At 69.2% G+C, this 13,029-nt stretch carries 11 protein-coding genes; 4 read left to right on the top strand and 7 right to left on the bottom strand.

The window, feature by feature from the left end:
- Positions 1–20 precede the first annotated feature (20 nt).
- The 4 genes from EHF32_RS00680 to EHF32_RS00665 all read left to right on the top strand — a co-directional run bounded on the left by EHF32_RS00680 (position 21) and on the right by EHF32_RS00665 (position 4,256).
- Complete coding sequence (locus tag EHF32_RS00680) at positions 21–1,709, top strand: PTS mannitol transporter subunit IICB (protein ID WP_137416330.1); 1,689 nt, start codon at positions 21–23, stop codon at positions 1,707–1,709.
- A gap of 115 nt (positions 1,710–1,824) precedes the next feature.
- Positions 1,825–2,256, top strand: coding sequence for a PTS sugar transporter subunit IIA (locus EHF32_RS00675; protein WP_137416329.1), 432 nt, complete (start codon positions 1,825–1,827; stop codon positions 2,254–2,256).
- Positions 2,253–3,398 carry a mannitol-1-phosphate 5-dehydrogenase gene (locus tag EHF32_RS00670; protein WP_137416328.1) on the top strand — a complete coding sequence of 382 codons (1,146 nt, stop codon included), beginning with the start codon at positions 2,253–2,255 and terminating at the stop codon, positions 3,396–3,398. Before EHF32_RS00675 ends, EHF32_RS00670 begins: the two co-directional genes overlap by 4 nt.
- Before the next feature lie 90 nt (positions 3,399–3,488).
- Complete coding sequence (locus tag EHF32_RS00665) at positions 3,489–4,256, top strand: alpha/beta hydrolase (RefSeq protein ID WP_152035408.1); 768 nt, start codon at positions 3,489–3,491, stop codon at positions 4,254–4,256.
- Between the two features lie 352 nt (positions 4,257–4,608).
- Here EHF32_RS00665 and EHF32_RS00660 read toward each other — a convergent pair whose 3' ends face one another.
- The 7 genes from EHF32_RS00660 to EHF32_RS00630 all read right to left on the bottom strand — a co-directional run bounded on the left by EHF32_RS00660 (position 4,609) and on the right by EHF32_RS00630 (position 12,987).
- On the bottom strand, positions 4,609–5,523 hold the full coding sequence (locus EHF32_RS00660) for a hypothetical protein (RefSeq protein WP_137416327.1): 915 nt from the start codon (positions 5,521–5,523) through the stop codon (positions 4,609–4,611).
- A gap of 474 nt (positions 5,524–5,997) precedes the next feature.
- Positions 5,998–7,110 (bottom strand): adenosine deaminase, encoded by a 1,113-nt coding sequence (locus EHF32_RS00655; RefSeq protein ID WP_137416326.1) that lies wholly within the window; start codon positions 7,108–7,110, stop codon positions 5,998–6,000.
- Positions 7,111–7,140: 30 nt separating this feature from the next.
- Positions 7,141–8,433 carry a thymidine phosphorylase gene (locus EHF32_RS00650; protein ID WP_137416325.1) on the bottom strand — a complete coding sequence of 431 codons (1,293 nt, stop codon included), beginning with the start codon at positions 8,431–8,433 and terminating at the stop codon, positions 7,141–7,143.
- The gene (locus EHF32_RS00645) at positions 8,430–8,831 is read right to left on the bottom strand and encodes a cytidine deaminase (protein ID WP_137416324.1); all 402 of its coding nucleotides are present in this window, start codon (positions 8,829–8,831) and stop codon (positions 8,430–8,432) included. Before EHF32_RS00645 ends, EHF32_RS00650 begins: the two co-directional genes overlap by 4 nt.
- Before the next feature lie 30 nt (positions 8,832–8,861).
- Complete coding sequence (locus EHF32_RS00640) at positions 8,862–10,166, bottom strand: ABC transporter permease (protein WP_234073437.1); 1,305 nt, start codon at positions 10,164–10,166, stop codon at positions 8,862–8,864.
- Positions 10,163–11,476, bottom strand: coding sequence for an ABC transporter permease (locus EHF32_RS00635; protein WP_137416323.1), 1,314 nt, complete (start codon positions 11,474–11,476; stop codon positions 10,163–10,165). Before EHF32_RS00635 ends, EHF32_RS00640 begins: the two co-directional genes overlap by 4 nt.
- Positions 11,473–12,987, bottom strand: a complete 1,515-nt coding sequence (locus tag EHF32_RS00630; protein ID WP_137416322.1) for an ABC transporter ATP-binding protein — start codon at positions 12,985–12,987, stop codon at positions 11,473–11,475. The genes EHF32_RS00635 and EHF32_RS00630 overlap by 4 nt, the downstream gene beginning before the upstream one ends.
- Between the last annotated feature and the right edge of the window lie 42 nt (positions 12,988–13,029).

Below are 13,029 nucleotides of genomic sequence, written 5' to 3'. Positions count from 1 at the left end.
GAGTAGAAAGAGACAGTCCCATGACGACGACGTCAGCTCCCGTCAAGCAGCCGGGAGGAGCCCGGGTCGCGGTCCAGCGATTCGGCACGTTCCTCTCCGGCATGATCATGCCCAACATCGCGGCCTTCATCGCGTGGGGCTTCATCACGATGCTGTTCATCCCCGCCGGCTTCTTCGGCGCGGACAGCCCCTTCGGCTGGCACTGGTACCCCGTCTCCGAGATCATCGGCGGCGGCGGTGACTCCGCCCTCATCGGCTGGAACGGCGCCATGACCGCGCTCGCCCAGGGCGACGGCGGCACCTTCCAGGCCTACGCGGGTCTCGTCGGCGCCATGGTCACCTACCTGCTGCCGCTGCTGATCGCGAACACCGGCGGCCGCATGGTCTACGGCGAACGCGGCGGCGTGGTGGCCACCATCGCCACGATGGGTGTCATCCTCGGCACCAACATCCCGATGTTCCTCGGCGCGATGATCATGGGCCCGATCGCGGCCTGGATCACCAAGCAGATGGACAAGCTCTGGGACGGCAAGATCAAGCCCGGCTTCGAGATGCTGGTCAACAACTTCTCCGCCGGCATCCTGGGCATGATCCTCGCGATCGTCGGTTTCTTCGCCTTCGGCCCGGTCTTCCTGGCCATCAGCGACGGCCTCGGTGAGGCGGTGAACTGGCTGGTGTCGCTGAACCTGCTGCCGATCGTGTCGATCATCGTGGAACCCGCCAAGGTGCTGTTCCTCAACAACGCCATCAACCACGGCGTGTTCACGCCGCTGGGCATCGAGCAGGCCACCAACGCCGGCAAGTCGATCCTGTTCCTCATCGAGGCCAACCCCGGCCCCGGTATCGGTCTGCTGCTCGCCTTCACGTTCTTCGGTGTCGGCGCCGCGAAGGCGTCCGCCCCGGGCGCGGCGATCATCCAGTTCTTCGGCGGCATCCACGAGATCTACTTCCCGTACGCGCTGAGCAAGCCGATGACCATCCTCGCTCTCATCGCGGGTGGCGCGGCCGGTGTCACGACCAACATGGTGCTCGGCGGCGGACTCGCCTTCCCCGCGGCCCCCGGCAGCATCATCGCCGTCGGAGCCGCGGCGATCGGCCCGGGTGTCGGCAACCTGCTGATCGTGCTGCTGTCGGTGGTCATCGCGGCAGCGGTCACCTTCATCCTGACCGCCATCATCCTCCGCGCCTCGCGCAAGCGGGACCTCGAGGCCGAGGCCGACACCTTCGGCGCCGCGATCGCCCAGACCGAGGCGAACAAGGGCAAGTCGTCCGCCGCAATGGACGCCCTGCGCGCCTCGAGCTCTTCGGATGCCACTGCCGCGCGCGACGCGAACGAGGTGCTCGACAAGCTCGAAACCGTCATGGAGACCGGCGGCCAGGCCGACGGCGGGCTGCTGACCACGACGAAGGTCACCAACATCGTCTTCGCGTGCGACGCCGGGATGGGTTCCTCCGCCATGGGCGCGAGCGTGCTGCGCAACAAGATCAAGAAGGCGGGCGTCGAAGGCGTCACGGTCACCAACAAGGCGATCGCGAACCTCGACGGCAGCGAGGACCTGGTCATCACCCAGAACCAGCTGACCGACCGCGCGCGCAAGCAGACGCCCGGTGCGGTGCACGTCTCGGTCGACAACTTCATGAACTCTCCGAAGTACGAAGAGGTCGTGGACCTGGTCGTCGATCAGCAGAAGGATGGTCAGCAGGGCTGACCCCACAGGATGCGGGTCGCACACACCGTGCGGCCCGCATCCGTGTCCGGCGGGCACGAGGTGTCCGCGGCGCCGCGAGCAGGCAGCGCGCGGCAGGAACGGGAAAGGAAGAATCATGGCAGTTCTCGGTATCGGACAGGTGCGCATCCACTCGGGCGGCGCGACCCGCGATGAGGCCATGCGCGAAGCGGCCGGCATCCTGGAGTCCGCCGGCGCCGTCACCGTCAGATACTTCGACGCCATGCAGCAGCGCGAGCAGGCGGTGTCGACCTACATGGGCAACGAGCTCGCGATCCCGCACGGCACCAACGAGACGAAGGACGAGATCCTCGCCTCCGGCCTCTCGGTGGTCCGCTACGACGGTGGCGTCGACTGGGACGGCAACCCCGTGTCGTTCGTGATCGGCATCGCCGGCAAGGGCGACGAGCACCTGGACATCCTGTCGCAGATCGCGCTCCTCTTCTCCGACGAGGACGACGTCGCGCGCCTCAAGGCCGCGTCGACGCCCGAGGATCTGTACGAACTGCTCGCGTCGGTGAACGCATGAAGGCCGTCCATTTCGGCGCCGGCAACATCGGACGCGGCTTCGTCGGCCTCCTCCTGCACGAGGGGGGCTACGAAGTGGTGTTCTCCGATGTGTCGGCCGGGCTCGTCGATGCGATCAACGCGGTCGACAGCTACACGGTTCACGAGGTCGGCGACGGCGGCACGGACGTCGTGGTCACCGGGTTCCGCGCCCTCAACAGCGCCGAGGACCCGCAAGCGGTCGTCGACGAGATCGCGTCGGCGGATGTGGTCACGACCGCGGTCGGCCCCACGATCCTGAAGTTCGTGGCCCCTCTCATCCGTGCCGGACTCGCCCAGCGTGACGAGACCCTCGCACCGCTGCAGGTCATGGCGTGCGAAAACGCGATCGGCGCGACCGACCAGCTGCGCGCGCACGTCCGGGAGCAGGCTGGCGACGACTGGGCGGCACTGTCCGCGCGCGCCGTGTTCGCCAACTCCGCCGTCGACCGCATCGTGCCGGGCCAACCGGCGGACGCAGGCGTCGACGTCGTCGTGGAGCCCTTCTACGAGTGGGCGATCGAGCAGGCGCCCTTCGGCGGCGCGCTGCCCCGCATCCCGGGCGCCCATTTCGTCGATGATCTGGCGCCGTACATCGAGCGCAAGCTCTTCACGGTGAACACCGGTCACGCCGCGACCGCTTACTACGGTGCACGCGCGGGCATCGAGCGCATCTCGGATGCGCTGGCCGAACCGGAGATCGCAGCGGCGGTGTCGGCGACGCTGGCCGAGACGTCGGCCGTGCTCATCGCGAAGCACGAGTTCGCCCCCGACGAGCTCGCCCGCTACCGGGAGACGATCCTGGCCCGCTTCCGCAACCCGGCGCTCCCCGACACGGTGTGGCGTGTCGGCCGACAGCCGCTGCGCAAGCTCTCGCGTCACGAGCGCTTCGTCGGACCCGCCGCGGAGGCCGCCGAGCGTGGTCTGTCCACCGCGGCACTCGTCGCCACGATGGGCGCCGCACTGTCCTTCTCCTCCGCCGAAGACCCGGAGGCGGTCGAACTGCAGCGCCTGCTCACCACGAAGAGCGCCGCGGCGTTCACGACCGAGGTCACGGGCCTCGAGCCGCAGCATCCGCTGTTCGAAGCGGTGCGCGATGTCGTGGCGGCGCACCAATCGGCCTGAGCAACCGCTCTCGCGAGCCCCGCCACCGTCGACCATGACGGGCGCGGGGCTCGCGACGTTCTCACGGTCTGCGCCCTCTAGCCTGGACAGGTGACCGATCCCGCGCCTTCTCGTCCTCGCCGCCGCGTCCGTCGGGTTCTGGCGTGGTCGTTCGGCGGCCTGGGCGCACTCGTCGTGGCCGCCGTTCTGGGCGTGCTCATCTGGGGTCAGGTGGGGGTCATGGCAGCGGAGCCCGAGCCGCTTGCGGCGGTCCGGGCCGACGACGCCGTCACGGTCGACGAACAGGCCGGCGCGATCGTTCTCTCACCCGCATCCGGAGCGTCCGATGTGGGGCTCGTGTTCATCCCGGGCGCCAAGGTCGAGCCGATCGCGTACGCGGCCACGCTCTCAGGTCTCGTCGACGACGGCATCACCGTCGTGATCACCCGCCCCTGGTACAACCTCGCCTTCCTCGACCCGCGCCCGCTGGACGCGTTCACCTCCCTCGCGCCCGAGGTCCGCACGTGGATGGTGGGCGGCCACTCGCTCGGCGGAGTCCGCGCCTGCCAGCTTGCGACGGACGCGGACGCACTCGTGCTCTTCGCCTCCTACTGCGCGAACGACCTGTCGGCGACGGGGCTCCCCGTGCTCAGCATCGGCGGCAGCGAGGACGGACTGTCGACCCCGGCGAAGATCCGGGATGCAGCGCCCCTCCTTCCGTCCGACGCGGACTTCGTCGAGATCGACGGCGCATCGCACGCATCCTTCGGCGCGTACGGCCCCCAGGCGGGCGACGGCACTCCCACGATCGACGAGGCGGACATGACCCGGCGGGTGGCGGAGCTCGTCACCGAATTCGCCGCATCCCTCCCTCGCTGACCGCCGAGGTCAGCTGACGCGGGCTTCCATCCCCCGCCCGCCCCGCCCGGCGCGGCATCCCGCATCCCGCCCCCGCCCGCTCACCGCCCCATCCCGCATCCCGCACCCGCCCGCTCACCGCCCCCGCCCGCATCCCGTGTCTCATTCCTTCACGCCCTGGGCCACAAGTGCGTGCACGCCTGAGACACGCAGCGCACCCCGGCGCGTCCGTGTCTCACCAATTCACCTGGCACACACCAAGACCGTGCACGGTCGAGACACGCAGCTCAGCCGAGCCCCAGCGTGTCTCACTCCTTCACGCCGCAGGCTCCAAGTGCGTGAACATTCGAGACACGCGCCGAGCGCGCCGGCGTCAGAGCGCGGACCGCGACCCCCGGTCCGTCCAGCCCCGCGCGGTGAGCGCGGCGCGTACCTTGGCGACCGCCATTCCCGGATCGGGTGAGAGGTGGTGGTCGAGGATGCGGACGAGGTGCCATCCCGCATCCCGAATCGCGTCCCAGCGATCCGCGTCGCGGCGGAACTGCGTGACGCTGAACGCGTGTTGACGCCCGTCGTACTCCACGGCCACGCGGTATGCAGGAAACGACTCATCCAGACGCGCGATGGTGCGTCCCTGTGCGTCCCGAAGCGGCAGGTTGAGCTCAGGTTCGGGTAGTCCCGCGCGCACCAGCACCAGACGCAACAGCGTCTCCCGCGCAGACTCCGACCCCTCCCGGATGAGTGACAGCGGCTCGCCGAGGACGTCGCCGCGCATCCGCAGCGCCTCGGTCGTCAGCGCCTGGATGGTGGTGAGGGGGCGGTCACGACGCACGAGGTGGTCGGCGGCGACGACGAGGTCATCCGTCATCCAGGTTCGGGATGCCTGCACCCAGGCTCTCTCGGGAGCTTCAACAGGAAGCCGACCGAGCAGGCGGATGCCGGGGTCCCGCTGCTGCAGACGGTGGCCGTGCACACCGCGGGTCCGCGGCGGGGAGGCGGGCCGATGCACCGAGACGTGCACCGCCCGCGCATCCGGCGCCGGAACCGCGGCGCCGTACAGGGCGAGCGCCGTGGCGTGGCTGAAGAACTGCCCCTCTCGCAGACGGGGCAGATACCAATGGCACAGACGCATGAGCTCGTCGATCTCCGGATGCGGCTCCGGGCGCTCCGCACGCACGCCGTGGAACGGCGAGATGAACCGGTTCCCTTGGAGAACCCCGCGTCCGATTCCCGCCTCCCGCGCGGATCGATACGAGAAGGCGGATGCCGGGAACGCCGCGTCGGTCATCCGCGGATCACATCACGGCAACGCACCGCGTCTCCTCCCGCTCGCGCGCATCGTCGGCGACCCGCCGAACTCACGCACTTGGGGAGGGCCCGTCTTGCCGACGGCCACACACGGGTCTCAGTCGTTCACGCTCGAGAGGCGCTGAAAGTGAACCCGTGAGCCACGCACCCGAGGCCCCCGCACTCGCGTCTCACTGGCTCACGCTCAACGCCCCGAAACGGTGAACAATCGAGACACGGAGCGAGAGCGCCGACAGGCACCCGCATCCGTGTCTCACTCCTGCACCCCCGCACACCGAAAACGTGAACAAGTGGGACACGGAGCGTCGGAGCCACCAAGCACCCGCATCCGTGTCTCAACGGTTCACGCCCGACGCCTAGCGACGGTGAACAACCGAGACACGGAATGGAGAGCGCCGAGCGCACGCCGCAGGGGCGGCGCCCATCGCAAGGGCGACGGCGCGACGGCGAAGACTCAGGCGAAGCCGTCGCTGATGAGGTCGATCAACTCCTCGCGCTCCTCGACCGGCAGGAAGACGCCCGCGGCGGCGTTGATCTGGAACGTCTCGAGGTCGTCGAGGCCGTAGTCGAAGGCCTCCGCGAGCAGCGCCAGCTCCCGCGTGAGTGATGTGCGGCTCTGCGTGCGGTTGTCGACGTTGACGGTCACCGCGAATCCCAGCTGGTACAGCAGGTCGAAGGGGTGATCCGCCATCTCGTTGCCCCACGCGGCGATCGCGCCGGTCTGCAGGTTGGAGCTCGGCGAGAGTTCCAGCGGGATCTCGCGGTCGCGCACCCAGCGCGCCAGATCGCCGAAGACGACCTCGACGACGTCGCCCTCGCGCGAGACGACCTCGAGGTCCTGCGCGATGCGCACGCCGTGGCCGAGACGCAGTGCGCGGCCGTCCAGCAGGGCCGAACGGATCGAGTCGAGTCCCGCCGCCTCGCCGGCGTGGACGGTGACCGGGAAGAACTGCGCGGCGAGGTAATCGAAGGCGGCGCGGTGACGCGACGGCAGGAAGCCGTCTTCGGGGCCCGCGATGTCGAAGCCCACCGCCCCGCGATCGCGGAAGGCGACGGCGAGCTTGGCGATCTCCAGCGAACGGTCGGTGTGGCGCATCGCGGTGATGAGCTGCCCGACGCGGATGTCGTGTCCGGCATCCGCCGCCGTATCCTCGCCCTCCTCGATGCCCTCCTGCACCGCTTCGACGACCTCTTCGAGGGAGAGCCCGCCGGACAGGTGCTGCTCGGGCGCCCAGCGCACCTCGCCGTAGATGACGCCGTCGGCGGCCAGATCCTCGACGAACTCGCGGGAGATCCGCGTCAGGTTCTCGCGCGTCTGCATGACCGATGTCGTGAGGTCGAAGGTCTTCAGGTACTCGACGAGCGAGCCCGAGTCGCTCGTCTCGGCGAACCAGTCGGCGAGGTCGTCACCGTCGCTCTCGGGCACGGGAAGACCCGCGGCCTCGGCGAGCTCGACGATCGTGTCGGGACGCACGGCACCGTCGAGGTGATCGTGCAGGGAGATCTTCGGCAGGCTCCGCAGCGACACTCCGTCGAGGGTCGCGTCGCCGTGCTGGTCGATGGGCATAAGGGGTGCTCCTCGCGGATCGCGGTGGACTCAGGCGGTGATGCGTTCGGCGACGCGGGCGGATGCGGTCGGTGCCGCGTCGCCGATCTCCCATGCGCCCTCGAGCGCCTCCAGGGCGCGCGGGAAGCGGGCAGCATCCTCCGCCGACAGGGTGAACAGCGGGTGACCGGCCTCCACGCGTTCCCCGAGCTGCGCATGCAGGTCGATGCCCGCTGCGTGCACGACGGCGTCCTGCGGACGCGCGCGCCCGGCCCCCAACCGCCACGCGGCGATGCCGAACGGCAGCGCCTCCAGGCGCGTCACGACGCCGGAACGGGGCGCGAGCACCGTGTGCGTCTCCCGCGCCACAGGCAGCGCCGCATCCGGGTCGCCGTCCTGCGCGACGATCATGCGGCGCCAGACATCCATCGCTCGCCCGTCCTTCAGCGCCGCTTCGACATCCGCGTCGGGCTGGCCGGCTAGCGCCAGCATCTCGCGGGCGAGGGCGACCGTCAGCTCCACGACGTCGGCGGGACCGCCACCGGCGAGGACCTCGACGGACTCGCGGACCTCGTTCGCGTTGCCGATCGCCCGGCCCAGCGGGCTGTTCATGTCGGTGAGCAGGGCGGTCGTCGCGACGCCCGAGTCGTTACCGAGCGCGACCATCGTGCGCGCGAGCTCGCGAGCCTTCTCGATGTCCTGCATGAAGGCGCCCGAACCGAACTTCACGTCGAGAACGAGGGATGCGGTGCCCTCAGCGATCTTCTTCGACATGATGCTCGATGCGATCAACGGGATGGCCTCGACCGTCCCGGTCACATCGCGCAGCGCGTACAGACGCTTGTCGGCCGGCGCGAGCCCCGAGCCCGCGGCGCAGATGACGGCGCCGACATCGTCCAACTGCGCGAACATCTCGTCGTTGGACAGAGCCGCCCGCCATCCCGGGATCGACTCGAGCTTGTCGAGCGTGCCTCCCGTGTGGCCGAGACCGCGTCCCGAGAGCTGAGGCACGGCGACGCCGAAGGCCGCCACCAGCGGCGCCAGCGGAAGCGTGATCTTGTCCCCCACGCCGCCGGTGGAGTGCTTGTCGACCGTCGTCTTGGACAGCGCGGTGAAGCTCATCCGCTCACCCGAGGCGATCATGGCATCGGTCATCACGCGGATCTCGTCACGGCTCATGCCGTTGAGCAGCACCGCCATGGCGAACGCCGACATCTGCGCGTCCGTCACATACTCGCGCGTGTACGCATCGATCATCCACCGGAGCGCGGGCTCATCGACGGAGCCCCCGTCGCGCTTGGCGCGGATCACATCGACGGCGTCGAACGGCTCGACGGCGCTCATCGGCGGTACTCCTCGAGATCACGGGGACCGAACGCGTCGGGGAGCACCTCGTCGATCGTGCGGATGCCCGACACGGTCTCCAGCAGCATCCCGGGCAGCGCGAACTCGTTCAGCAGCTGGCGGCAGCGCCCGCACGGCATGATCGTCTGTCCGTCGCCGTTCACGCACACGAAGGCCACCAGCTGGCCGCCGCCGGTCATGTTCAACTCCGAGACCAGGCCGCACTCCGCGCACAGCCCGACGCCGTAGGACGCGTTCTCGACGTTGCACCCCGAGACGATCCGCCCGTCGGTGACGAGGGCGGCGGCTCCCACCTTGTATCGGGAGTAGGGCGCGTAGGCGCGCTGCATGGCCTCGGTCGCGGCGGTGCGCAGCTCGTCCCAGTCGATGTCGGTCACGGTGTCCTTTCGAAGAAGCGGATGCGGGCGTCAGCCCTTGATGTACGGTTTTCCGGCGGCGGCGGGGCCCCGGATCTGCCCCGCAAACCCTGCGACGGCCAGGATCGTCACGACGTAGGGCAGCATGAGCATGAACTCGCTGGGGATCGGCGTCTTGAGCACCGTGAGCAGGTTCTGCAGGTTCGTCGCGAACCCGAACAGCAGCGCCGCGAGCGTGGCGCGAATCGGATCCCACCGGCCGAAGATGACGGCGGCGAGGGCGATGAAGCCGAGGCCCGCGGTCATGTCCTTGCCGAACTGCGGCACGGAGACGAGCGTGAAGTAGGCGCCGCCGATGCCGGCGATGGCTCCCGCGAGAGACACGTTCCAGAACCGCGAGGCGTTGACCTTGATGCCCACGGTGTCGGCTGCCTGCGGATGCTCGCCGACGGCCCGCAGACGCAGGCCCCACCGGGTGCGGTACAGGCCCCAGGCGACGAGGGCGACCGTGATGAACATCAGGTACACGATGAACGTCTGGTTGAACAGGACCGGTCCGATCACGGGGATCTCGCTGAGCCCCGGGATCTGCAGGCGGGTGAAGCGCTCGGGACGGTTCAGCTGGTTCTCGTTCGGTGCCAGCAGCGCACCGTAGAGGAATCCCGTCAGACCCGTGACGAGCACGTTGAGCACGACACCGACGATCACCTGGTCCACGAGGTACTTGATCGCGAACGCGGCCAGCACGAAGGAGACCAGAACACCGCCGATCATCGCTCCGATGAGCCCGATGAACGGGTTGCCCGTGATGCTCGACAGGAGCGCCGCGGAGAAGGCCCCGAGCAGCAGCTGACCCTCGATGGCGACGTTGACGACGCCGACACGCTCGCCGATCACGCCGCCGAGGGCGCCGAAGACCAGCGGGACCGACAGCGACACGGCGCCGAAGAGGAGGCTGGGAACGGGGACGAGCCCGTCGGCTCCGGCCCAGACGAGGAACGCGAAGACGCCGAGGACACTGAACGCGATGGTCAGCCAGAGGGGCTGACGGCGATACGACCAGGCGAGCCAGAAGGCGACGAGGGTCAGCACCACCAGCACGGCCCACACCAGCCACGAGGTCACGGCCGTGGGCACGCCCACATCCGCGAGCGCGAGCGCCTGCGAGGGGTCGCCCAGGCGGAACGACGACGTGCCGTCCCTCGGGGAGAGGCCGAACAGCGCGGCCAGAAGGGCGACGACCGCGGCCAACACGATGGGGGCCTTGAAATGCCGCTGCTTGACGACCGCGAGGTGGATGGTGCCGTCACTCTGCTCGAGCTGCGCGGGGGCGTTGTCGTGGATCGGAGCGCTCACGCGGCCACCGCCTTCTTCGCGGCCTTGGCTCGCGCCTTGGCGGCCTTCTCGGCATCGGACTTGGGCAGGAAGAACACCGCGCGCAGCAGGGGCGGCGCCGCGATGAAGAGCACGATGAGCGACTGGACGACGAGCACGATGTCGACCGGGATGCCCTGCGCCTGCATCGAGAAGGATCCCGCCTTCAGGGCGCCGAACAGGATGCCCGCGGCGAACGTCCCCCACGCGCGGCTGCGGCCGAGCAGGGCGACCGTGATCGCGTCGAAGCCGATGCCGGCGTCGATGGTGGCACCGAAGCCGGTGGTCACCGTTCCTTGGATCTGGTTCATCGCTGCGAGCCCTGCGAGGCCGCCCGCGAACAGCATCGCGTAGATGTAGAGGCGGTCGACGCTCATACCCGCAGCACGCGCGGCGTGAGGGTTCTCCCCCACCGCGCGCAGGCGCAGGCCGAGGCTGGAGCGCTCGATGAGCCACCACACGAACACGGTCGCGGCGATCACGACGACGAAGCCCCAGTTGAGCTGCGGGAACTGCGGCCCCAGCAGGTCGGGGAACTGCGCCGACTCCGGCGTCGGCTTTGTGATGGGCTGGTTGGTGCCCTCCATCTGGAGCAGCCCCGGTGTGCGCAGCATCCACAGCAGCAGGTAGTACGCCACGTAGTTGAGCATGATCGTGAGGATCACCTCGTGCGCACCCGTGCGCGCCTTCAGCAGGCCCACGAGGCCACCCCACAGCGCACCGCCGACGATGCCGGCGACCAGCGTGATGGGCAGGTGCAGCCACAGCGGCAGGTCGAGGTTGAAGGCGAACAGCCCCGCGAACATGGCCGCGATGAGCATCTGACCACGGGCACCGATGTTGAACAGTCCCGCGCGGAAGGCGAGCGCGACGCCCAGGCCTGCGGCGATGAGCGGAGTGGCGAAGCCGAGCGCGTTCGTCAGCGGCCGGATCTGCGCGGCGAAGTCGGCGCCGCGTGCGTTGAAGATCGCCCCGCGGAAGAGCGCCTCATAGCCGTTGTAGACGGCCTGCCAGATGGCCACGAAGGTGTCGCCGGGGCGTGCGAAGAAGTAGCCGGATGCGGCCTGCACGTTCTCGTTGGTGACGGCGATGAGAATGCCGCCCACGATCATCGCGAGCACGATCGCGAGCAGGGTCGTCACCGCGCTTCCGCGCATCAGCTCGCGCAGGAAGATGCCGGAGCGCGTCGGGGCGATCTCCTCGCCGGTCAGCGGCCCCGTTGCGCGGGGGAGCTCGGCGTCGCCGTCGCTCTTGCGTGCGCCTCCGTCGCTCGTGGGCGTCGAACCGCTCATGCGGTCACCTCCGGGTCGGTTGCGCCGGCCATCATGAGGCCGAGGGTGTCACGGGACGTGTCGCCGGGCACGATGCCGACGATGGTGCCGCGGTACATGACGGCGATGCGGTCGGCGAGGGCGCTGACCTCGTCGAGCTCGGTCGAGACCACCACGATCGGGATGCCCGCATCCCGTGTCTCGATGATGCGCTTGTGGATGAACTCGATGGAGCCGACGTCGACACCGCGGGTGGGCTGCGCGACGACCAGCAGGCGCAGGTCGCGGCTCATCTCGCGTGCGATGACCACCTTCTGCTGGTTTCCGCCCGACAACGTGCCCGCGGGGGTCTCCGGGCCGCGGGTGCGGATGTCGTATTCCTGGATGCGGTCGCGCGCGAACGCGTCCAGTGCGCGGCGGCGCAGCGTTCCGCCGCGGGCGAAGGCCGGGTCGGAGGAGCGGTCGAGCACGAGGTTCTCGGCGACGGAGAAACCGCCGACCAGGCCGTCCTCCTTGCGGTCCTCCGGCACGAACCCGACGCCCTCGTCGAGGATCGCTCGCACGCTCTTGCCGACCAGCTCGGTGCCGTCGAGGCTGATGGAGCCCTCGACACGCGCCGCGAGTCCGACGATCGCCTCGACGAGTTCGGTCTGCCCGTTGCCCTGCACGCCGGCGACCGCGAGCACCTCTCCCGGACGTACGTCGAAATCGACGCCGTCGACGACGATCGCACCGGTGGAAGTGAGAACACGCAGCCCGCTGACCTTCAGTCCGCCCTCGCCGAGCGTCGGCGGCTCCTTCTGGACGGTGAGCTCGACGGCACGCCCGACCATGAGGGAGGCGAGTTCGGTGTTGGTGGCGGTCGGCGACGCCTCGCCGACGACCTTGCCGAGCCGGATGACCGTGATGCGGTCCGCGACCTCGCGGACTTCGCGCAGCTTGTGCGTGATGAAGACGATGGAGGTGCCCTCGTCGCGCAGCTGGCGCATGATCGCCATGAGCTCGTCGGTCTCCTGCGGTGTCAGCACCGCAGTGGGCTCGTCGAAGACGAGGACCTTCGCGTCGCGCGAGAGCGCCTTGATGATCTCGACGCGCTGCTGCACGCCGACGGGGAGATCCCCCACGAGGGCGTCGGGGTCGATCTCGAACCCGAAGCGCTGCGCGACCTCGCGCACGTGCGTGCGGGCGGCGTTCAGGTCGAGACGTCCGAGCGCCTTGGTGCTCTCGTGCCCGAGCATGACGTTCTCGGCGACGGTGAAAACGGGGATGAGCATGAAGTGCTGGTGGACCATGCCGATACCCGCGGCCATGGCGTCACCGGGGCCGCGGAAGTTCTGGACGACATCGTCCAGGAGGATCTCGCCCTCATCGGCGCGATACAGGCCGTACAGCACGTTCATGAGGGTCGACTTGCCTGCGCCGTTCTCCCCCAGCAACGCATGGATCTCGCCGGGGCGGACCACCAGATCGATGTGGTCGTTGGCGACGAGGCTGCCGAATCTCTTGGTGATCCCGCGGAGCTCGAGCTTCATAGATGCACCCTACCTGGGGAGAAAATGCCTGTCGAAAGGCGT

Source organism: Microbacterium sp. RG1, from assembly GCF_005347485.1.
GTDB classification, from domain to species: Bacteria; Actinomycetota; Actinomycetes; order Actinomycetales; family Microbacteriaceae; genus Microbacterium; species Microbacterium binotii_A.
The sequence above is the reverse complement of the archived record's forward strand: the minus strand, read 5'-3'. Positions and strand labels throughout refer to the sequence as shown.